General features: G+C 27.2%; 21 protein-coding genes and 1 other annotated feature. Of the genes, 17 read left to right on the top strand and 4 right to left on the bottom strand.

Going from position 1 to position 22003, the window contains the following annotated elements:
* Nucleotides 1–266 precede the first annotated feature (266 nt).
* From Q1J78_RS03905 to Q1J78_RS03870, 8 genes are all read left to right on the top strand, one after another.
* On the top strand, nt 267–2111 hold the full coding sequence (locus Q1J78_RS03905; RefSeq protein ID WP_300276783.1) for a TIGR03960 family B12-binding radical SAM protein: 1845 nt from the start codon (nt 267–269) through the stop codon (nt 2109–2111).
* Entirely contained in the window at nt 2111–2806 is a 696-nt protein-coding gene (locus Q1J78_RS03900; RefSeq protein WP_300276782.1) for a TIGR03936 family radical SAM-associated protein, read from the top strand. Before Q1J78_RS03905 ends, Q1J78_RS03900 begins: the two co-directional genes overlap by 1 nt.
* 10 nt (nt 2807–2816) lie before the next feature.
* On the top strand, nt 2817–4226 hold the full coding sequence (locus tag Q1J78_RS03895; protein ID WP_300276880.1) for an Rne/Rng family ribonuclease: 1410 nt from the start codon (nt 2817–2819) through the stop codon (nt 4224–4226).
* Between the two features lie 159 nt (nt 4227–4385).
* Nucleotides 4386–4697, top strand: a complete 312-nt coding sequence (gene rplU, locus Q1J78_RS03890) for a 50S ribosomal protein L21 (RefSeq protein WP_300276780.1) — start codon at nt 4386–4388, stop codon at nt 4695–4697.
* Nucleotides 4698–4702: 5 nt separating this feature from the next.
* The gene (locus Q1J78_RS03885; protein WP_300276778.1) at nt 4703–5020 is read left to right on the top strand and encodes a ribosomal-processing cysteine protease Prp; all 318 of its coding nucleotides are present in this window, start codon (nt 4703–4705) and stop codon (nt 5018–5020) included.
* A gap of 14 nt (nt 5021–5034) precedes the next feature.
* Nucleotides 5035–5325: a 50S ribosomal protein L27 gene (gene rpmA, locus Q1J78_RS03880; protein ID WP_300276776.1), complete on the top strand. Its 291-nt coding sequence runs from the start codon at nt 5035–5037 to the stop codon at nt 5323–5325.
* A gap of 151 nt (nt 5326–5476) precedes the next feature.
* Complete coding sequence (gene obgE, locus Q1J78_RS03875) at nt 5477–6757, top strand: GTPase ObgE (RefSeq protein ID WP_300276774.1); 1281 nt, start codon at nt 5477–5479, stop codon at nt 6755–6757.
* Between the two features lie 25 nt (nt 6758–6782).
* Nucleotides 6783–7139 carry a YhbY family RNA-binding protein gene (locus Q1J78_RS03870; protein ID WP_300276771.1) on the top strand — a complete coding sequence of 119 codons (357 nt, stop codon included), beginning with the start codon at nt 6783–6785 and terminating at the stop codon, nt 7137–7139.
* A 123-nt stretch (nt 7140–7262) separates the two neighbouring features.
* Here Q1J78_RS03870 and Q1J78_RS03865 read toward each other — a convergent pair whose 3' ends face one another.
* Entirely contained in the window at nt 7263–8177 is a 915-nt protein-coding gene (locus Q1J78_RS03865; RefSeq protein WP_300276769.1) for a ribonuclease Z, read from the bottom strand.
* A 263-nt stretch (nt 8178–8440) separates the two neighbouring features.
* On the opposite strand from Q1J78_RS03865, the gene Q1J78_RS03860 reads away from it, so the two are divergent.
* Nucleotides 8441–10105, top strand: coding sequence for a 5'-nucleotidase C-terminal domain-containing protein (locus tag Q1J78_RS03860; protein WP_300276767.1), 1665 nt, complete (start codon nt 8441–8443; stop codon nt 10103–10105).
* 241 nt (nt 10106–10346) lie between these two features.
* Here Q1J78_RS03860 and recX read toward each other — a convergent pair whose 3' ends face one another.
* The gene (recX, locus tag Q1J78_RS03855; RefSeq protein ID WP_300276765.1) at nt 10347–10985 is read right to left on the bottom strand and encodes a recombination regulator RecX; all 639 of its coding nucleotides are present in this window, start codon (nt 10983–10985) and stop codon (nt 10347–10349) included.
* 153 nt (nt 10986–11138) lie between these two features.
* Between recX and nadD the strand changes: the two genes are divergently transcribed.
* The 6 genes from nadD to Q1J78_RS03825 all read left to right on the top strand — a co-directional run bounded on the left by nadD (nt 11139) and on the right by Q1J78_RS03825 (nt 17183).
* On the top strand, nt 11139–11819 hold the full coding sequence (gene nadD / locus Q1J78_RS03850; protein ID WP_300276763.1) for a nicotinate-nucleotide adenylyltransferase: 681 nt from the start codon (nt 11139–11141) through the stop codon (nt 11817–11819).
* A gap of 47 nt (nt 11820–11866) precedes the next feature.
* The gene (gene yqeK, locus Q1J78_RS03845; protein ID WP_300276761.1) at nt 11867–12478 is read left to right on the top strand and encodes a bis(5'-nucleosyl)-tetraphosphatase (symmetrical) YqeK; all 612 of its coding nucleotides are present in this window, start codon (nt 11867–11869) and stop codon (nt 12476–12478) included.
* Between the two features lie 86 nt (nt 12479–12564).
* Complete coding sequence (gene rsfS / locus Q1J78_RS03840) at nt 12565–12924, top strand: ribosome silencing factor (protein ID WP_300276759.1); 360 nt, start codon at nt 12565–12567, stop codon at nt 12922–12924.
* A 61-nt stretch (nt 12925–12985) separates the two neighbouring features.
* Nucleotides 12986–13179, top strand: a binding site (T-box leader).
* A 119-nt stretch (nt 13180–13298) separates the two neighbouring features.
* On the top strand, nt 13299–15722 hold the full coding sequence (leuS, locus tag Q1J78_RS03835; protein ID WP_300276757.1) for a leucine--tRNA ligase: 2424 nt from the start codon (nt 13299–13301) through the stop codon (nt 15720–15722).
* 185 nt (nt 15723–15907) lie between these two features.
* Nucleotides 15908–16669, top strand: a complete 762-nt coding sequence (locus Q1J78_RS03830) for a threonine/serine exporter family protein (RefSeq protein WP_300276755.1) — start codon at nt 15908–15910, stop codon at nt 16667–16669.
* A 1-nt stretch (nt 16670) separates the two neighbouring features.
* Nucleotides 16671–17183 carry a threonine/serine exporter family protein gene (locus Q1J78_RS03825; protein ID WP_300276753.1) on the top strand — a complete coding sequence of 171 codons (513 nt, stop codon included), beginning with the start codon at nt 16671–16673 and terminating at the stop codon, nt 17181–17183.
* A gap of 35 nt (nt 17184–17218) precedes the next feature.
* Here the strand turns inward: Q1J78_RS03825 and Q1J78_RS03820 are convergent, their stop codons facing one another.
* Both Q1J78_RS03820 and aspD read right to left on the bottom strand, forming a co-directional pair.
* Nucleotides 17219–18214, bottom strand: a complete 996-nt coding sequence (locus tag Q1J78_RS03820) for an asparaginase (RefSeq protein WP_300276751.1) — start codon at nt 18212–18214, stop codon at nt 17219–17221.
* Nucleotides 18215–18322: 108 nt separating this feature from the next.
* A complete protein-coding gene (gene aspD / locus Q1J78_RS03815; protein WP_300276749.1) occupies nt 18323–19954 on the bottom strand; it encodes an aspartate 4-decarboxylase in 1632 nt (543 codons plus the stop codon).
* A 387-nt stretch (nt 19955–20341) separates the two neighbouring features.
* Here aspD and ilvA point away from each other — a divergent pair, with 387 nt between their 5' ends.
* Nucleotides 20342–21559 (top strand): threonine ammonia-lyase, encoded by a 1218-nt coding sequence (gene ilvA, locus Q1J78_RS03810; protein ID WP_300276747.1) that lies wholly within the window; start codon nt 20342–20344, stop codon nt 21557–21559.
* A 151-nt stretch (nt 21560–21710) separates the two neighbouring features.
* On the top strand, nt 21711–22003 hold a 293-nt coding region (locus tag Q1J78_RS03805), incomplete at its 3' end, for a Rid family detoxifying hydrolase (RefSeq protein ID WP_300276744.1).

Raw genomic sequence — 22003 nt, 5'->3', positions numbered from 1 at the left:
TATAATATTGAAATTACAAAAAATTATATTAACATAATCATAGATAATTACTTAACTATTATAGTGGAAAATTAGAATTATTTGGATATAATCGTGGGGTTAAAAACAAATTGATTATCTTGTGAGATTTTATAATGGTAAATATTAGTTTATAATTGTATAATATATATAAAGAAAATGTTAAATTGGAATAATTATAAGTATTTTTGTATGGAAAATTAAAACATTAATTAAATAAAAATAAATTTGGAGGAAATAAGTAATATATGGGAAAAGTAAATTTAAAAAAAATATTAAAAAAAGTCGAAAAACCAGCTAGATATTTAGGAAATGAAATAAATGCAATTCATAAAGATACAAGCAATTCTGATCTTATTAGATATGCACATTGTTTTCCTGATATTTATGAAGTTGGAATGAGTCATTTAGGGAGTCATATTTTATATGATGTTATAAATAGACAAGAAGATGTATTTTGTGAAAGAGTATATGCTCCACAAGTAGATATGGAAGAAAAAATGAGAGAAAATAATATACCTCTTTTTGGACTTGAATCAAGAGAATCAATAAGAAATTTTGATATAGTAGCATTTACATTACAATATGAACTATGTTATACAAATATACTTAATATGCTAGAATTAGCAGGAATACCTCTTTTAAGAGAAGATAGAAAAGAAAGCGATCCATTTGTATTGGTTGGAGGTTCATGTGCATACAATAGTGAACCTATGTCTGATTTTATAGATGCAGCTCTTCTTGGAGAAGGGGAAGAAATGAATATAGAAGTTATAAATGAATATAAAGAATGGAAAAAAAGTGGAGAAACTAGAGAGCAATTTTTGGAAAGAATAGCAAAGATAGAAGGAGTTTATGTTCCATCTTTTTATGATGTTGAATATAATGAAGATCAAACAATAAAAAGTGTAACTCCAAATAGAGATTGTGCAAAAAGAAATCCAAGAAAAAGAATAATAAGAGATATGAATAAAGTTGAATACCCTGAAAGATTTATAGTTCCTTATATAGATACAGTACATGATAGAATAGTTCTTGAAATATTCAGAGGTTGTACTAGAGGATGTCGTTTCTGTCAAGCAGGAATGATATATAGACCGATAAGAGAAAAGAATTTTGATAGGCTAAAAGAAATATTAGAAAAACTAATAAAAACTACTGGATATGATGAGATATCACTAGTGTCTTTAAGTACAAGTGATTATAGTGAATTAGAACAGCTAACTGACTATTTAGTAAATGAATATGCGAGTAAAAATGTAGGTATATCATTACCTTCATTAAGATTAGATAATTTCTCTATGGAAATAGCAAATAAAATTCAAAAAGTTAGAAAAAGTGGATTAACATTTGCACCAGAAGCGGGAACACAGAGATTAAGAGATGTTATAAATAAAGGAATAACAGAAGAAGATTTAACAAGAGCATCTAGACAAGCATTTGAAATGGGATGGAATAATATAAAATTATACTTTATGATAGGACTTCCAACAGAATGTTATGAAGATTTAGATGGAATATCTGATTTAGCATATGAGGTTGTGGATATATATAGAGATGTTCATAATGGAAAAATAAAAGGAAAATTTAATGTAACTGTTAGTACGTCTACTTTTGTACCGAAACCATTTACACCATTCCAATGGAATCCACAAGAAATAAAATCAAATGTTGTTGATAAGCAAAGATATTTAGTAAGAAAACTTAAAAATAGAAACATAAAATACAATTATCATGATTCAGATACAAGTCTTATGGAAGCGGTATTTGCAAGAGGAGATAGAAGATTGGGGAAAGTTCTTTTAAAAGCACATGAACTAGGAGCTAAATTTGACGGTTGGGATGAACATTTTGATTTAGAAATATGGAAAAGTGCTATGGAATTTTGTGGTTTAGATATTTCATTCTATGCTCATAGAACAAGAGATTTAGATGAAGTATTCCCTTGGGACCATATAGATGTCGGAGTGAGCAAAAAATTCCTTATAAGAGAAGCGAAAAAAGCATTGAATGGAGAAATTACACCAGATTGTAGAAAAGGATGCAATGGTTGTGGAATAAATATACATGATATAGGAAGGGGACTTTGCTAATGAAAATAATGAGAGTAAAATTTAAAAAAGAAGGAGATATGATTTATATATCTCATCTAGATTTACAGAGAACACTTCAAAGAGCTTTTAGAAGAGCAGAAATACAATTATCTTATTCTCAAGGATTTAATCCACATCCTAAAATGAGTTATGGAAATGCATTAGCTCTTGGAACAGAAAGTAATGGAGAATATGTAGATATAGAAATAGAAGATGAATTAACAGAAAAAGAATTCTTAGAAAAAATAACTCCAGAACTTCCAAAAGGAATAGAATTTATAAAATGTAAAGAAATTGATAAAACAACTCCAGCGCTTTCTTCAATAATTGAATGGGGTGAATATTTATTGACTATACCCCTAGAAAGAAAACTTTCAAAAGAATTTGTTAAATCAAAAATATTAGATTTTATGAATAAAGAAGAAATAATAATAACAAAGAAGAATAAAAAAGGAAAAATAGTAGAGGTGAATATAAGACCACTTATAAAAACATTTGATGTATTAGATTTAGAAGATGAATCAATAACATTAAATGCAGTAATTGCAACAGGTTCAATACAAAATTTAAATACTAATATATTTATTCCTCAGATATTATCTTTATTTAACATAGAACTAGATCCTTTAGATGTAGATATATTAAGAAGAGATTTATATTATGTTGAAGATGGTCAGTTAGTTACACCATTATAGTAATTAGGTGGTGTTATTATTGAAAAAAATAATAATAGAATTACTAGAAGCATCTCAAAAAACTGCTATTTTAGAAGATGGAAAATTAAAAGAAATATATATAGATAATATGATAGAAAAAAGTATAGTATCTAATATATATAGAGGAAAAGTTCAAAAAGTATTATCAGGAATGGATGCTTGCTTTGTAGATATTGGAAGAGAAAAGAACGGATATCTAAAATTAAATAAAGAAAGTAATTTAAAAACAGGCGATGATGTTATTGTACAAGTAATAAAAGATGAAATTGGAACAAAAGGTGCAAAACTTACTCAAGAAATAAGTTTTTCCGGAAGATATTTAGTCTACATTCCAAGTAATAAAAGAGTAACAATGTCCAATAAAATAGTAGATGAAAAAGAAAGACTTAGATTAAAAAGATTATTTTACAGTAATTGTAAAAATGAAACTGGATATATAATAAGGACTGAAGCTCAAGGATGCAGTATGAATGATTTTAAAAATGATATAAAAGAATTAAATGCTGCATACAGTAATGTTGAAATAGAATTTAAAAGAGGAAAAGGACCAAAACTTCTATATACAAATTCAGATAGTGCTATAAAATATATAAGAGATAATATATCAAATGAATTTGAAAATATTATTATAAATGACGAAAAAAAATATAATTACATAAAAGAATTATTAAAAGATATCAATCGTGATTATATGGACATATTAAAATTAGAAAAAAATATAGATGTATTTGATGTATATGGAGTAGAAAAACAACTAAATAGATATTTGTCAAAAAAAGTTTGGCTAAAAAATGGTGGATATTTAATAATTGAAAAAACAGAAGCACTTACTGTTATAGATGTAAATAGTGGTAAATTTACTGGAAATTTAGATCTAGCCAAAACAGCTATGAAAATAAATGAAGAAGCAGCAAAAGAGATAGTAAATCAAATAATAATAAGAGATATTGCTGGAATAATTATAGTTGATTTTATAGATGATAATATCCTAAATACATCTAAAAAGAAATTAGTAAATATAATGAAAGAAGAATTAAAAAGAGATAAAAGAAAAAGTGAAGTAAAAGGAATGACTTCTTTAGGATTGATGGAAATTTCTAGAAGAAGAGAGAAAGAAGAATTAGAAAGCTATTTTTCAACAGATTGTTTTAGATGTGGTTCTAAATATGGAGAAGCATCAAATAATGCAATATTAGATTCTATTGAGAAAAAAATAATGAATATAACAAGAAATACTGTTTATAGAAAAGTTAAAATCATATTTAATGATAATATAAAAGAAAAAATAATAAATAGTTATATGAATGTTATAAAACAAATAGGTTTGAAATATAAAGTCGAAATAGAAATATCTAGTAGTCCGAATATTAAAGAGTTTATAGTAGACTTAGTAAAATAGTAAAATATATTTATAAATTACTTATAAAAAATATGCAAAAAATACGTTGACATAGTAAAGTTTATAACGTATAATAAATAACTGTAATGCCGCTCAGATAAGGTTTAAAACCTGAAAAGGTACCTTTAATGGCGAGTTTGTGACCGAGGAGGTGTATTTATGTACGCTATAGTAAAAACTGGTGGAAAACAGTATAAAGTTTCAGAAGGTGACGTACTATTCGTTGAAAAATTAGAAGCTAATGCTGGTGACGTAGTTACTTTAAACGATGTATTAGCTTGTTCAAAAGACGGTGAATTAGTATTAGGAAGCCCAGTAGTTGAAGGAGCATCTGTTCAGGCTAAAGTTTTAGAACAGGGAAAAGCTAAAAAAGTTATTGTATTCAAATACAAAGCTAAAAAAGACTACAGAAGAAAACAGGGACATCGTCAGCCATACACTAAAATAGTAGTTGAAAAAATAAACGCTTAATTATTATGATTAAAGTTAAATATTTCTACAATGACGATTTCCAGTTAAAAGGATTTTCTATAAAAGGACATGCAGAATATGCAGAATATGGAAAAGATATAGTTTGTGCAGCAGTTACGACTCATGCAATAGCAACTATAAATTCTCTTGATGTTCTACAGAAAGTCAAATTTGAAAGTGTTGAAGCTTCAGAAGGCAATATATTATGTATTGTAGAAGAAGAATGTATAGATAAAGCACAGCTTTTATTACAACATTTTCAATTAGCGATTCAAGAAATCAAACGGGAATACCCAAAAAATATAAAAATTCTTAAAAAATAGGGGGTGACTTCCAAATGTTAAAGATGAACTTACAGTTATTAGCATCTAAAAAAGGGGTAGGGTCTTCAAAAAATGGTAGAGATTCTGTTTCTAAAAGATTAGGTGTTAAAAGATTCGATGGACAGTTAGTTACTTCAGGAAGTATAATAGTTAGACAGAGAGGAACTAAAATACATCCAGGAAACAATGTTGGAAAAGGTGGAGATGACACTTTATTCGCATTAATAGACGGAACTGTTAAATTCGAAAGAAAAGACAAAAAAAGAAAAAAAGTTTCTGTATACCCAGTTTCAATAGCTGAATAATTACAGGACTACAGCTAAGAATGAAAAGGAGTGTATATAACACTCCTTTTATAATATACAAATAAAAATATTATATATGAGTTTATAATATTAAGATATTATAAAGAACGGAATAAAATAAATAAAATTAATGAAAAGAAGGTGAAAAGATATGTTTATAGATAAGGCTAGAATATTCGTAAAAGCTGGAAATGGTGGAAATGGTGCAGTATCATTTAGAAGAGAAAAATATGTTCCTGCTGGTGGACCAGATGGTGGAGACGGTGGAAGAGGAGCAAGTATAGTATTTGAAGTTGATACAGGACTTAGAACATTAATGGATTTTAAATATAAAAAGAAATACAATGGTGAAAATGGTGGAGACGGATCTAAAAAAAGAAGAGCTGGTAAAAATGGTGAAGATCTTATTTTAAAAGTTCCACAAGGAACTGTTGTAAGAGATGAAGCTACAGGTCTTGTAATAGCTGATTTAAAAAATGAAGGAGATAGAGCTGTCATAGCAAAAGGTGGATATGGCGGTAAAGGTAATATGAACTTTGCAAACGCTGTAAGACAAGCTCCTGCATTTGCAAAATCAGGTACTGATGGAGAAGAAAGATGGGTAGTTTTAGAATTGAAAATGATAGCTGATGTAGGATTACTTGGATTCCCTAATGTAGGAAAATCAACATTCTTATCAGTTGTCACAAAAGCAAAACCAAAGATAGCTAACTATCACTTTACAACACTTACACCAAATTTAGGTGTTGTACAAACTGGATTTGGAGAAAGTTTTGTGTTAGCAGATATACCAGGAATAATTGAAGGTGCCTCAGAAGGAATAGGACTTGGACATGAATTTTTAAGACACGTTGAAAGAACAAAGGTTTTAATACACATAGTGGATATATCTGGATTAGAAGGAAGAGATCCAATAGAAGATTTTGAAAAAATTAATGATGAATTAAAGCTATATAACGAAAGATTATCAACAAGACCTCAAGTAGTAGTTGCCAATAAATCTGATTTACTTTATGATGAAACAATATATGATAATTTTAAAGAAGAAATAGAATCAAGAGGATACAAAGTATTTAAAATGTCAGCAGCTACTAGAGATGGAGTAGATGATGTTATAAAATATGTAACTCAGATGCTTTCAGAAGCAGAAGAGATAGAATTAGTTTCAGAAGAAGAATTATATAGACCTGAACTTGATAATAATGAAGAAGAAGGCCTTAAAATTGAACTTGGTGAAGATGGAGTTTACGAAGTTACAGGAAAAGCACTTAGAAGAATTATGTACTCAGTTAACTTTGATGATATGGAATCACTACAATATTTCCAAAATGCTATGGAAAATCAAGGTGTATTTGATAAACTTAGAGAAATGGGTATAGAAGATGGAGATTTAGTAAGAATTTATGAATTAGAATTTGAATTCTACAATTAAAAAATCATAGAATAGGAGAAAAAATATGCTAAAAGGAAAACAGAGAGCTTATTTAAGATCGCTTGCTAACACATTAAAACCTACAGCTCAGATAGGTAAAGAAGGTGTTACAGCGGCTTTCTTAGAAGAAATTGAAAATCAGCTTAGAGCTAGAGAATTAGTTAAAGTAACTATATTAGAAAATGCAGGATTAGATGCTAAAGAAACAGCAAATGCGATATGCGAAGAAATTAGAGCAGAATTTGTTCAAGCTATAGGATTTAAGTTTACTTTATATAAAAAAAATAATGAAAATCCTAAAATACTTTTCCCAGGACAAAAACCAGCAAAAGCTAAAAAAGATACTGATAGAAAAAGAGTTACAAAAAGATCGGTTCAATAGTTTATAAAAAAAGAGTTATCATATTGATTTTAAACAGTATGATAACTCTTTTTTATATATTTAAACAATTATGAGAATAAAATTATTATATTGATTATAATTTCTATTTCTATACAATTCTTGTTATTCTTGGAAATTTATATCTATACTAAAACGATCGTAACCTAATATAGTATTTTTAAAAACAGATTTAGCATTATTCTCAAAGACTTTTGGATCATCTACTGAAGGGCTGAAATGTGTAAGAAGAAGCTGTTTAACATTACCACGTACAGCTAAAGAAGCAGCTTCCCTAAAAAGCATATGTTTATTTTTTATGGCTTTTGATATATCTAAATCGTCTCCATACATAGCTTCACAAATAAATAAATCAGCTCCATCTATAAATGAAGGTATAGATTCTATAGGTCTTGTGTCTGTAATCATAGAAATTTTAATACCTTTTCTACTTTCACCTAGAACCATCTCAGGATAATAAGTTTTTTCATCATCCATAATACTGACTCCCCTCTGAAGAATACTCCAATATTTTCTAGGGACTAAATTTTTAGAAGCTTTTTCGACATCAAATTTAGGATGTCTAGCAAAATGAAAATTATAACCAATACACTCTGTTGAATGATCTAAATTTATTGTTTCAATAGATAAATCTGCTAAAATCGGATCTGCCAATGAAAATAAACCAGATGGATTTTCTATTATATTTAGCTTATATGGAAGAGTTATAAGAGTAGTAATTGCATTCATAGCTTCCTTTATACCAATAGGACCTACTATTGTAACAGGTTTAGTTCTTTCTGAGTTTCCCATAGTAGATAAAAGACCAATAAGACCTATAATATGATCGCCATGTGTATGAGTTATGCAAATTAAATCTATATCCTTGAATCCGCAATTTTTCATTTTCATAGATACTTGAGTTCCTTCTCCACAATCCACTAAAATTTTTCTGCCTTTAAAATTTATAAAAAGAGAAGATAAAAATCTATTTGGTAGAGGAACATTTCCTCCACATCCCAAAAGTGTTAAATTTACCATTTTTTCCTCCATATTAATAATTAATTAAAAATTAAGTATATTTACTAAAATAAATTTAAAAGTACAAAATAATTAAAATAAAATGAAATTGTAACTTATTTGTAATTATAAATACGTAAATATATAATATAATAATTGTAACATTAATATTAATAATATAAATAAAAAAATGTAAATTTGGTATAATAAAAGTATATAATATAATTTTTAATGTATAACTTTATAAATGGTTAATCTAAAGATATTATAAAGGAGGGATAATTATGAAGAAATTATATAAAAAATTATTTAGTACAGCAATAGTGATATCAATGGTTATTTCTCAAAATGCTATTGTATTTGCAAAAGAGAAAGATGAAAATAACAATATTAAAAAAATTAGTTTTACATTTGAAAGAAAAGAATTTAAAAATTATTTAGATATATTAGCAAATGGAAAAGAAACTAAAAAAGAAGTTACAAATGATAAAGTGTATGAAATAATAAATGGAATTGATTTAGCTGTAATAGAATCAAATAAAAAAGATATAAATTTAGAAGTTGATAAATTAATAAAAGATGGTGCAGAAATGTTTATATATATAGATAATAATAAAATAAATGCACTTAGTTCTACTGAAATAACTAGAGAATTGAAAAAGAACAGTATTCCAAAAAAAGAAGAAAATAATAAAAGTATTGAAACTAAAAGAGAAATAAAAAAAGAAGAAATAAAATCAGATAAAGAATTAAAAAAAATAAAAGTAGAAGTTGCTTATAAAGAAAAAGATTCTTCTAAAGAAATAATATCTTTAAAGAATATAGATATAAAAGATAATTCAAATTTAGAAAATACAAAAAAAGAAGAAGTAAATAAAAAAGACAATATTGAAAATAAAAAAGAAGAAAATAATAGCCTAAAAAAAGAGGAAGTAAATAAATCAGAATCAAATAAAGAAAACAAATTAGAAAATAATTTTAATAGTGAAGATGTTATTGGTAAAACATCAACTGAATTGATAGGAGATTATTATATAGCTGGTAAGGAAGAAAGTAATCTTGCTAATTTGATTAATGATGCACTTCTTAAAAAGACTAATGCAGAAATATCAATGACAAGTGCTGGTAGTATGCTTAGAAATATAGCAAAAGGTGAAATAAAATATAGTGATGTAGTAGAATCAGTTATATTTGGTAATACAGTTATAACAAAAAAATTAACTGGTAAGCAGATAAAAGATGCAATAGAATTAGGTGTATCTATATATCCAGAATCAAGTTCTACATTTTTACATTTTGGAAATGTAACATACACAATAGATGCAAATAAAGTTTCTGGAAATAGAGTTACAAATGTCAAAGTAAAAGGGAAAAATCTTGAAGATTCAAAACAATATCTAGTGGCAATGAATGATTATATGTCTACAGACTATAACTCTATTTCAGGAGTAAGTACAGAAAAGAATTATGGGGAATTAGATAAAATAATAGCTGAATACATAAAATCTAAAGAAAATTTAAATTATAAAAATGATGGTAGAATAAAAATAATATCAAAAGTTAATATTAATAGAGAAAAAGTAAAAAAAGTAGTTAAGGCTATTGATAATTTAACTTTTGATAAAAATAAAGCAAATATAAAAGCTGTAAATGATACAATAAAATTATTTAATGAATTAAATCAAGATGAAAGAAAACAAGTAACTAATTATAAAAGACTTATAAAAATAGCAGATTATTTAAGAAAAGATGGTGTAGGTATAAATAAACCAGGAAATCAGTCTTCTTCTAATAATAACCAATCATCTTCAAATAGACCAGGAAGTAATAAAACAGAAAAACAGAAATCTCCAAAGACAGCAGATACTTCATCATTAATGACTTCTGTGTCTACACTTTTAGTAGCAGCAGGAGGATTAGGTATACTTAGAAAAAAGAAAAATAAATAAAAATTTAATATAAGTATTATGAATATATAACTTGAATATATAACTTAAAAAAGCTCTTATGATTATATTAAACTAATCATAAGAGCTTTTTAGTTGAAAAATAAAATTAAGAATTATATATTTTTATAAAGTTTTATATTTTAATTATCTCATAGTATCTCTTTTTTTTAATTGGTAATAATTATATATACCAAGGGCAAAGCATAAAACTCCTATTATTAACTTTTTCATATTTTCCTCCTTAACAATCAAATTCATCAAAATTTAAAAGGTCTCTTAATACTCTTTTTATAATATCATAACTAAAGCCTTTATACGCTAAATGTTGATAAATTTTTTGATTTATTTTATTTTTATCTTCACCTTTTAGTCTTTTTAGACGTTTTGATGCTAAATATTTTGCATTATTATATTCTTCATCAGGATCTATTTGAGAAATAGCATTTTGTATTTCAGAACTTTCAATACCTTTATTATATAAATTTTGCTTTATCTTGTTTTTGCCAAATCTACTCAAATTCATATTATCATGAACAATTTTTTCGGCAAGAAGATTATCATTTATAAGTTTATAGCTTTTTAAAAATTCTACAACTTCTTCTACTATATTTTCATCAAAATCATTTAATAATTTTTCACGAATTTTTTTTTCTGACTGGTCAGACTTTGATAATATGGAAAGAGCTTTATTTTTTGCTTTCATATACATTTCATCATGTAGTAAAGATTTTAAATGTTCTTTATCTATACTAAGTCCTTTTTTTAATGAGTGTGTATATACTAACTCTGCATAAATAGCAATAAAAAATTCATCATCTACATATATATTAACTCTATCTTTTTTTCTTTTTTGAACTTCAATTTTAGTGATAGTAGACATTTTCATCAACCTCCTAAATTATAATAGATTAATTTTAATCTACTTGATATATAAAGTCAATAATTGTATAAACAGACAAAATACAAGCATTCAAGAAAAAGTAAATATATGATACAATAGTTATGATAAATATAAAAGGAGATTTTAAAATAAATGAGTATTTTAGAACTGGTAGATAGTGCCAGAAAAATAAATGATAATAAAATAGAAGAATTTTCAAATATAAAAAATAAAAAAAAAGTTGGAATTTTAGGTGGAACATTTGATCCAATACATTATGCTCATTTAGCTACGGCTGAATTTATAAAGGATAAATATAATTTAGATTGGATGTTTTTTATACCAACAGGAAATCCACCACATAAACTTGGTATAAAAACAGATAAATATGATAGATATAATATGGTTTTACTTGCTACTGAAACAAATTCAAAATTTATAGCTTTAGATTTAGAAATAGAAAGAAAAGAAAGAACATATACCGTAGATACACTTAAGGATTTAAAAAATAAATATCCTGAAGCTGAATTTTATTTTATAACTGGAGCAGATGCAATATGTGAAGTTGAAAGTTGGAAAGGTATGAAAAAAAACTTTGAAATGGCTACCTTTATAGCAGCAACAAGACCGGGGATAAGTCTTTTAAAGGCACAAGAGAAAATAGAACAACTTGAAAAAAAATATAACACATCTATAATAAGTGTTTATGTACCATCATTGGATATATCATCTACCTACATTAGAGAACAGATAGAAGATGGAAAAACAGTTAGATATTTAATACCAGAATCTGTAGAAAAATATTTAGAAACTAAAAATTTATATAAAAAATAATAAAATAATAGGGGAGGTAAGTTCACTAAAATTTATATAAAAGTTAAGTGGACAAAAAATTGATGGATTTAAATCAGATAAAAGAAATTCTAAAAGGTATGCTTACAGAAAAAAGATATGTACATTCGATTAATGTAGCAAATTGTGCTAGAGAAATGGCTAAAATTTATGGTGAAGATGAAGAAAAAGCATATTTAGCAGGTGTAGTACATGATTGTGCAAAATACTTTAAAAATGACAAAGTAGAGGAATATGTTAAAAAATACAACATAGAACTAGATGAATTAGAAACTGGAAATATTTCTTTATCACATAGTGTTATAGGAGCATATGTAGCAAAATATGATTTTAAAATTGATGATGAAGATGTAATAAGTTCGGTTAGATACCACACAACAGGTAAAGTCGATATGAATCTTATGGAAAAGATAATATATATAGCAGATTTAATAGAAGTTGGGAGAGATTATCCAGGAGTTGAAGAGTTAAGAGAATTGGTGTCTAATGGAAAATTAGATGATGCTATGATAAAATCATTTGATAACACAATAGCTCTTATGCTAAAAAAAGGAAATACAATACATCCAAGATCAGTAGCAGCTAGGAATTTTATGATAATAAAAAGAAAAGAAGAAAATTCTAAAAAAAATGATAAATAAATTTGTAGATTTATATGATATAATAGTTTTAATCTAAAAAATAATAAATTTATTAATTAATTATAAAAATAATTAGGAGGAACGTAATGGCAATAGAATTAACAGTAGAACAGATGGTAAAAGAAATATATAAAGCAATAGATGACAAATTAGGTAAAGATACAATAGTATTAAATATAGGAAAATTATCTAGTTTAGCAGATTATTTTATAATAACAAGTGCATCTTCATCAAGACAAGTAAAAGCAATAGCTGATAGTGTAGAAGATGAAATGACAAAATATGAAATAGAGCCAAGAGGAAAAGAAGGTATAGATTCTCAAGAATGGGTTTTATTAGATTATGGAGATATAATGGTTCATGTATTTAATGAAGAAAACAGAGATTTCTATAACTTAGAAAAATTATGGAAAGATGCACCTGTAATAGATGTAGAATCTTTATAAATAAAATTTGTGTAGCCTTGACACAATAAAATAAAAATGTTAGAATATTCTTATTAATTTTATATGTTTGATAGACTGAAGTAGTAAGATTGGATTTATTTCAGAGAGTTGATGGTAGCTGAGAATCAATATAATGAATTTCTGAACTTGTCAGATAGAATCTATCGTCCGTAGTTGGTATAAAGACTATCTAAGAGAGTCCTTTTAGGGCTAATTAGGGTGGTACCGCGAGTATATAATATCCTCGTCCCTAAACATTTTGTTTAGGGGCTGAGGATTTTTTTATTATATAACAACATAGAAATTATTTTAAATTATAAATTTATTGATACAACATAGATAAAAATATGTATATCAAATATAAGGAGGAAAAAATGAGTACATACGATTTTAAAGCTATTGAAACTAAATGGCAGAAAACTTGGAAAGAAAACAATCAGTACAAAATGGATACTGAGCAAACAGAAAAACCTAATTACTACACATTAGAAATGTTCCCATATCCATCAGGAAAATTACATATGGGTCATGTTAGAAATTACTCTATAGGTGATGTTATAGCTAGATTTAAAAAAATGAAAGGATTTAATGTCTTACACCCAATGGGTTGGGATTCATTTGGGTTACCAGCTGAAAATGCAGCTATAAAACATGGAATACATCCTCATAAATGGACAATGGAAAATATAGCTGAAATGAGAGAACAATTAAATCTTCTAGGTCTTAGCTATGATTGGGATAGAGAAGTTGCAACATCTACTCCAGAGTACTATAAGTTTACTCAGGAAATATTTATAAAATTATTAGAACAAGGATTAGCATATAAGAAAAAATCTTATGTAAACTGGTGTCCATCTTGCGAAACAGTTCTTGCAAATGAACAGGTTGTACAAGGAGAATGTGAAAGATGTGGAACAACTGTAATAAAAAAAGATTTAGAACAATGGTACTTCAAAACAACTGCATTTGCAGAAGAATTGTTAAATGATTTAGATAAATTAGATGGTTGGCCAGAAAAAGTTAAAACAATGCAAAAAAATTGGATTGGAAAAAGTACTGGTGCCAATTTAACATTTAAAATAGATGGTTCAGAAGATACTATAACTGTATATACTACAAGACCAGATACAGCTTATGGAGTATCATTTATGGTATTAGCTCCAGAAAGTCCACTAGTTAAAGAATTAGTTGAAGGAACAGAATATGAAAAATCAGTAGATGAATTTGTATTAAAAATGCATAAAATGACTGAAATAGAAAGAACATCTACTGATTTAGAAAAAGAAGGTATGTTTATAGGAAAATATGTAATAAATCCTGTAAATGGAAGAAAAGTACCTATATGGATAGCAAACTATGTTCTTGCTGATTATGGAACAGGTGCTGTAATGGCAGTTCCAGCTCATGATGAAAGAGATGAAGATTTTGCTAAAAAATATGATTTACCAATAGTTCCAGTTATAGATGAAGATGGTATAATGATAAATTCAGAAGAATTCAATGGTATGTCATCTAAAGAAGCATTTAATAAAATAATTGATAAAATGGAAGAAGAAGGAAAAGGTAAGAGAACAGTAAATTATAGATTAAGAGACTGGTTAGTATCTAGACAGAGATATTGGGGTTGTCCTATACCAGTAGTATATTGTGATGATTGTGGAATAGTTCCAGTAAAAAAAGAAGATTTACCAGTATTACTTCCTACAGATGTTGAATTTACAGGTAAAGGAGAATCTCCACTTACAACTTCAAAAACATTTACAGAAGCTATTTGTCCAAAATGTGGTAAACCTGCTAGAAGAGAAGTAGATACTATGGATACATTTATAGATTCATCATGGTATTATCTAAGATATACTGACAATAAAAATACTGAAGAACCATTCAAAAAAGAAACAGTTGATAAATGGGTTCCAGTAGATCAATATATAGGTGGTGTAGAACATGCTATAATGCATCTTCTTTACTCTAGATGGCTTATGAAAGCATTCCATAGTATGGGAATGGTAGAAGCTGACGAACCATTTAAAAATCTATTAACTCAGGGAATGGTTTTAAAAGAAGGTTCAAAAATGAGTAAATCAAAAGGAAATACAGTTTCTCCTTTAAAAATAATAGATGAATATGGTGCAGATACTGCTAGACTATTCATATTATTTGCAGCTCCACCAGAAAGAGATCTTGATTGGTCTGATCAAGGTGTTGAAGGATGCTTTAAATTCTTAAATAGAGTATATAGACTAGTTGATGAATTAGCAGAAGAAGTTAAAAATTCTAAAGGTGAATTTGGAGAATTATCTTCAGCTGATAAAGATATGAGATTTACAATAAACACTGTAATCAAAAAAGTAACATCTGACTTAGATGAAAAATTTGGATTTAATACATCAATAGCATCTTTAATGGAATTAATAAATGAAATGTACAAATACAAAGAAGTTGAAGGAAGAAATTCAGCTGTTATAAAAGAAGGTGTTGAAGCTATAGTATCAATAATAGCACCATTTACTCCACATCTAGGGGAAGAATTATGGCAGATGATAGGTAAAGAAGGAAGCGTATTTGATATAAGTTGGCCTGAATACGATGAATCAGCTCTAGTTAAAGATGAAATAGAGGTTGTTGTTCAAATAAATGGTAAAGTTAGAGGAAGAATGAATGTTCCTACTGAAATATCAAGAGAAGAAATGCAAACAGCAGCATTAGAAGATGAAAAAATAAAAGAATTAGTTGAAGGCAAAAATATAGTGAAAGTTATAGCAGTGCCTAAAAAATTAATAAATATTGTTGTAAAATAATTGTTATAACAGTAGATCTAAAAAGGATATCAAAATATGATATCCTTTTTTATATACAAAAATTAATTGAAAGATAATTTTCAAATAAAAAATGATAACAATATTGAAATATTTTTAACCAAGATATACAATATACAAAGTAGATAAATGTATTCATAAGATAATCAAATAGGAGGTGTATTTTTATGGATGTAAATAGGATTTTAGAATTTGCATCTGATGTAGGAGTATTACTTCTTCAAAGTGGAGGAGAAACGTATAGAGTTGAAGAAACAGTAATTAGAATATGTTCAGCATTTGGAATTGAAAAAACAGGAGTTTTTGCAACACCAACAGCTGTAATAGTTTCAGCTACTGTAGATGGAGAAATAAGGTCTGTTGTAAAAAGAATTGTAAAGAGGAGTACAGATTTAAATAAAGTATTTGAAATAAATGCTCTTTCAAGGACTATAACAAATTATGGATTTAATATAGATGTATGTGAAAAAATTTTAAAAGAGATAGAAAAAGGAAACTATTATTCAGAAAAAAGAAAAATTCTTTTTGCTGGTATAGGTACAGCTGTTCTTACTGTACTATTTGGTGGTGGACTTATGGATATGCTTGCGAGTTTTATTATAGGTTGTACAGTAAAATATATGACAGGTATGTTCGGTAAAATATCTATAAATGACTTTTTTATAAATATGATAGGAGCTGCTATAATTCCTATTATAGCAATACTTTTATTAGAGGTTGGATTCATATCATCAATAGATAAAGTTATAATGGGTTCTATAATGCTTTTAGTACCAGGATTACCACTAACAAATGCAATAAGAGATATATTAGATGGTGAGTTGCTATCTGGAGCTATGAAAATAGAAGAAGTATTATTAATTGGAATAGCTGTAACGGTAGGAATGTGTTTTGTTTTAAATATATATATAAGATATGGAGGAGTTTAAAATGAGATTAGCATTTGAAGTTTTATTATGTATAATTGCAGCATATAGCTTTGGAGTGATTTTTAATATAAAAGGTAGATATCTAAAAATATCAGCTATAGGTGGAGGTATAGCTTGGTTATCATATAAACTTCTCTTGACAGCAGGACTTGAAAATAATTTATCTTTTTTCTTTGCAACAATATGTTTTGGAATTTATGTTGAAATATGTGCAAGAATATATAATGCACCATCAACCGTTATGAGTGTATGTGCAATGATAATATTAGTCCCTGGATATGGTGTATATAATACACTATATGGTTTTTTAACTAATGATTATGATAACGCTGTAAAAACTGGAATATCTACATTAATGATAGCAGGAGCTATATCACTAGGATTAGTATTTATAACAACACTATTTAGAAGTAGAAGAACAAATGACTTGCTTAGTAGGATAATTAAAACTTTTAAAAAATATTTTTCTAAAAATAATGATTCAGATGATGATATAAAAATAGAGGACTTCTAATAGAAGTCCTCTTTTATATTTAAGTATCAAATTTATTAACAATAAATACCTTTTTCAAAATAATCAGTTATAGTATCCATATCATTAGTTTCTCCAAGAGCAAGCATTAATTTTATTCTTGCTTTTTGTCCTGGAAGATCTCCACCAAATATACATCCTAGATTTCTAAGATCTCTACCAGAACCATGATAACCATAGCTATCAAATACTCTACCAGAATGACATCTAGAAACTATTACTACAGGTAAATCTTTTTCTCTAGCATATTCAACACCTGTTAACATTTCAGGAGGAATATTACCTCTACCCATAGCCTCTATAACTATACCTTTATAACCTAAATCTACAGCAGCTTTAATAAAATCACTATTTTCTCCTGCACAAGCTTTAAATAGAGCTACTTTAGATTCGATTTTATCAGTTTTTATAACTCTTCTATTAACTATATCTCTTAATAAAACTAATTCATTACAGTCAATATATCCAAGAGGTCCTCCAACTAAAGATTGGAAAGTATTTAAAGCAAGGGTATTAGTTTTTGTAGCTTCTGAGGCTAATAAAACTTCATTGTTTAAAACAACTAAAACACCTTTTCCAATAGCATCTTTTGACACAGCTGTACAAACAGCAGCAGATAAATTACTAGAACCATCATATCCTAGTTCAGAACTACTTCTCATAGCACCAGTAACGATAACTGGTTTTGGATTGTCTATAGTTAAATCTAAGAAATAAGCTGTTTCTTCTAATGAGTCTGTACCATGAGTTATAATAACACCAGTTATATCCTCTCTAGCTAAAAGATCTTCTGTATACTTCTTAAGCTCCATCATTCTATAAGGAGTCATATGAGGTCCTGGGATTTCAGCAAAATTAAGTACTTCTATATCGGCAACTTTATCTATATTAGTAACCATAGAAAGTATTTGTTCTCCAGATAAAGTAGGTATTGCTGCACCTACATTATTGTCTACTGTCATGGAAATTGTTCCACCAGTAAATACAATAGCAACTTTCTTTTTAGTAGTCATAGTAATTCATACCTTTCTAATATAATTAATATTCCAATAGTGATTATAACAAAAAACTACAATAATTACATCTTTTTATTTGAGATTTGCAAAAAACACTTCATATAACTAATTAGATTTTTTACTATTCCATAAATTTACATAATAATTTAATATATCTTTTATAGCAGAGCCAATAGTTATATAAGCTTCATCTTCTAAATTTGCAAGAGATACTCTAATTGACCATTTTGGAGCAGCAAATCCATTACCACCAAGAAGAACAATAGCATAATCTTTTGCTAATCTATATAATATATCAGATGCATCAAAGTTAGAATGCATAAAGTTTACAAAATCTTGACCATGATTTAGTTTACCCCATTCATCTATATCAAACTGGAAGTAATATGCAGCACTGTTTTCAAGATTTACATAATCAATACCTAAAGATTCAAATAAAAGTCTTTGTCTTCTTCTACAAATACTCATATTTAATTTTTTATATGCATCAACCTTATCTATTAATGCAAAAGCTGAGAAAAAGGCCATCTGAACCTGTTGAGGAGTTGAAAGACCAGCTGTATGGTTAAGAGCAACCAATCTACTATCAGCAACAACTCTCTCCATAAATGTAAGTTCAGAAGGATTAAGACACATATCACTATATCTTTTATCAACTAATTTTTTAGCTTCACCTTTTAATTCTTTTATTTTTTTATCAAAAACATTCTTTTCGTGCACTGCAAAAGTACCAAGTCTCCAACCAGTTACACCAAAGTATTTAGAATAAGAATAAACACCTAATGTATTATAAGGAAGTTTAGCCATTAAAGAAGAAAAATCATTAACAAAAGTTCCATAAACATCATCAGATATAATCATTAAGTCTTCATTATATGTTTTTACTACATCTATTAACTCAGAACAAGTATTTTCATCCATTCCAACAGAAGCAGGATTATTTGGGTTAACAACAAATAAAGCCTTTATATTCTTATCTTTTAATTTTTCAAGCTCTTTTCTAGAAAATTGCCAAGTATGAACGCCATTTTCATCTACAACATCAGCATTTATACTAACTATATCAAATTCATATCTTGGAAGATTTGGAATTTCAAGATAAGGAGTAAATATAGGTGTCATCATAGCAATTTTATCGCCTTTTTTAAGAAGTTCATTTGCCATAAGAGAATCAAATATATAGCACATTGCAGCTGTAGCACCTTCAACAGCAAAAACTTGTATATCTCCATACTCATCATCTATATTGTATTTCATTTCTTGAATTAAATAATCATGAACTATTTTTTCAATATGAGGCAACATTCTATCTGGTAATGGATAATTGTCACCTATTATAGCATCGGCTAATTCATGTACAAATTCATCTGGTTCAAATTCCATTTCATTTATACCATAATTAATTATATTTTTTAATAAGAAAGAGCCTGGCATATTTTTATTATCTTCTATATAGTTAAATAATCTTTCAGTTATACCTTCTTTTTGTGGCATACCAGAAAGATTTCCTAAATCCCAATTAAGTCTAGTTTCTGTAACTGCAAAATGCCCAAATGTAAAAAATGCTTCTCTAGCAGAAGAACAAGTCCAATTAGGATTACCTCTACCAGCATCTAGTAAAGCTATATTTTTTTCTTCTGAAGTATTTTTAGCTATTTCAATAAGCTCATTTTTAAATTCAAATGGACTTAACTTATTGTACATTTTATTAATTTCTTCTCTCGTGTAGTTGACCATTTTTAAATCTCCTTTTAATAACCTTAAATAAATTTTATTTTTACAATATATTTAATCGAATAAAATTTTTATATCGAAATATTTTCTAATATAATCAATTAAAAACTCAATATCCAACTTTAATTATAATAGAAAAACTATAAAAGTAAAGAGTAAAAATAAAGTTAAAATGCTAAAAAATGAAATTTTAAAATGTAAAATATAAATAAAAGTTAAAAAATAAAAAAATATATTAAAATAGCAAGCAAAAAGATATTTTATTAATGTAAAATAGCGTTTTTTCTATAAAAATAAAATAAAACAAAACTTGTTGCAATTTTATGGAAAAGGTTATAGAATAAAAAATGAAATAATAAAAAATATATATAATTACAGGAGTTGATTTAAATGTTACAAGTTACTTTAGAAGATGTAAAACAAGCAAGAGAAACTATAAAAGATATAGTTAAAAAAACTGATGTCTTAGAGAGTATAAAATTAAGTGAAAAAACAGGTGCTCATGTTTATTACAAATGTGAAAATTTACAGAAAACAGGTTCTTTTAAAGTTAGAGGAGCATGTAATAAAATAGCAAATCTTACTGAAGACGAAAAAGCAAAAGGTGTTATAGCAGCTTCAGCAGGTAACCATGCACAAGGAGTTGCATTAGGTGCAAAATTAACAGGAATAAAAGCTACAATAGCAATGCCAGCAACAGCACCATTAGCAAAAGTTAGTGCTACAAAAGGATATGGTGCAGAAGTTGTATTAAATGGTACAGTTTATGATGATGCATATGCTAAAGCTGTAGAAGTTCAAAAAGAAACAGGAGCAACTTTCCTACATCCATTTAATGATAAATTTGTAATAGCTGGACAAGGAACATTAGCTTTAGAATTCTTTGAACAACTAGATAATAAAGTTGATACAGTATTATGTCCTATTGGAGGAGGGGGAATAGTAGCTGGTGTAGCAGTAGTTGCAAAAGCACTAAATCCTAATTGTAAAGTTATAGGTGTTCAAACAGCAAATATACCTTCAATGAAAGAATCATTTAATAATGGAGAAGTTACATCTGCATTCAATGCACCAACAGTAGCTGATGGTATAGCAGTTAAAACTCCTGGAGATTTAACTTTTGAAATAATAAAAGAATTAGTTGATGATGTAGTAGTTGTTGAAGAATCTGAAATAGCTGAAGCAATATTATTTATGATGGAAAGTCAAAAAATAGTTTCAGAAGGAGCAGGTGCAGTTTCAACAGCAGCATTATTAAGTGGAAAATATAAACCTGAAGCTGGGGAAAACGTAGTTTGTGTTGTATCTGGCGGTAATGTAGATGTAAATACATTATACAGAATAATAGGAGTTGCTTTAGCTAAAGAAGGAAGAAGAGTTAGCTTAAAAGTAAATATGAGTGATAAACCAGGTAATTTCTCAAAAGTTACTAGCATAATAAGTGAAGCAGGTGCAAATATACTTTCTGCAAATCAGGGAAGTTTAGCATCTGGAGAAAGTTTAACAGATCAAACAGCGGAATTTATATTAGAAACTTTAGACTTTGATCATATAAAAAGAGTAAAATCAGCATTAGTAGAAGCTGGTTTCTGTGTAAAAGAAATATAATTAAAATATAAAAATTAAAAAACAAATTAAATTAGAATTAAAAAAATTAATAAAAATAAAGTTTGAATGAATATTAATAAAATAGTATAATATATATAGAGTGTTAATAAATATACATATCTCAATATATAAAATATAGGAGGAGTTTAAAATGAAACACGAAGTAATACACACTAACAATGCTCCTGCAGCTTTAGGACCATATTCTCAGGCTATAAAAGCAGGAAACTTATTATTCTTATCAGGACAGGTTCCACTAGATCCAGAAACAATGACAGTTGTTGAAGGTGGAATAAAAGAACAGGCTACTAGATCTTTAACTAATATAAAAAACGTACTAGCTGAAGCAGGTGCTGATTTCTCTAATGTAGTAAAAACTACAGTTTTCATAAAAGATATGAATGAATTCAATGACTTAAATGAAGTTTACGCTGAATTCTTCGG

Source organism: Peptacetobacter sp., from assembly GCF_029264495.1.
Lineage (GTDB): Bacteria > Bacillota > Clostridia > Peptostreptococcales > Peptostreptococcaceae > Peptacetobacter.
This window is presented reverse-complemented; position numbering and strand designations above follow the sequence as displayed.

Excerpts from the sequence above, each read along its gene's own strand:
- Q1J78_RS03900 (WP_300276782.1), top strand. The coding sequence starts at position 2,111 with ATGAAAATAATGAGAGTAAAATTTAAAAAAGAAGGAGATATGATTTAT.
- leuS (WP_300276757.1), top strand. The coding sequence starts at position 13,299 with ATGAGTACATACGATTTTAAAGCTATTGAAACTAAATGGCAGAAAACT.
- rsfS (WP_300276759.1), top strand. The coding sequence starts at position 12,565 with ATGGCAATAGAATTAACAGTAGAACAGATGGTAAAAGAAATATATAAA.
- Q1J78_RS03870 (WP_300276771.1), top strand. The coding sequence starts at position 6,783 with ATGCTAAAAGGAAAACAGAGAGCTTATTTAAGATCGCTTGCTAACACA.
- Q1J78_RS03860 (WP_300276767.1), top strand. The coding sequence starts at position 8,441 with ATGAAGAAATTATATAAAAAATTATTTAGTACAGCAATAGTGATATCA.
- recX (WP_300276765.1), bottom strand. The coding sequence starts at position 10,985 with ATGTCTACTATCACTAAAATTGAAGTTCAAAAAAGAAAAAAAGATAGA.
- Q1J78_RS03830 (WP_300276755.1), top strand. The coding sequence starts at position 15,908 with ATGGATGTAAATAGGATTTTAGAATTTGCATCTGATGTAGGAGTATTA.
- Q1J78_RS03820 (WP_300276751.1), bottom strand. The coding sequence starts at position 18,214 with ATGACTACTAAAAAGAAAGTTGCTATTGTATTTACTGGTGGAACAATT.
- Q1J78_RS03825 (WP_300276753.1), top strand. The coding sequence starts at position 16,671 with ATGAGATTAGCATTTGAAGTTTTATTATGTATAATTGCAGCATATAGC.
- Q1J78_RS03885 (WP_300276778.1), top strand. The coding sequence starts at position 4,703 with ATGATTAAAGTTAAATATTTCTACAATGACGATTTCCAGTTAAAAGGA.
- Q1J78_RS03905 (WP_300276783.1), top strand. The coding sequence starts at position 267 with ATGGGAAAAGTAAATTTAAAAAAAATATTAAAAAAAGTCGAAAAACCA.
- obgE (WP_300276774.1), top strand. The coding sequence starts at position 5,477 with ATGTTTATAGATAAGGCTAGAATATTCGTAAAAGCTGGAAATGGTGGA.
- Q1J78_RS03865 (WP_300276769.1), bottom strand. The coding sequence starts at position 8,177 with ATGGTAAATTTAACACTTTTGGGATGTGGAGGAAATGTTCCTCTACCA.
- rplU (WP_300276780.1), top strand. The coding sequence starts at position 4,386 with ATGTACGCTATAGTAAAAACTGGTGGAAAACAGTATAAAGTTTCAGAA.
- nadD (WP_300276763.1), top strand. The coding sequence starts at position 11,139 with ATGAGTATTTTAGAACTGGTAGATAGTGCCAGAAAAATAAATGATAAT.
- aspD (WP_300276749.1), bottom strand. The coding sequence starts at position 19,954 with ATGGTCAACTACACGAGAGAAGAAATTAATAAAATGTACAATAAGTTA.
- ilvA (WP_300276747.1), top strand. The coding sequence starts at position 20,342 with ATGTTACAAGTTACTTTAGAAGATGTAAAACAAGCAAGAGAAACTATA.
- rpmA (WP_300276776.1), top strand. The coding sequence starts at position 5,035 with ATGTTAAAGATGAACTTACAGTTATTAGCATCTAAAAAAGGGGTAGGG.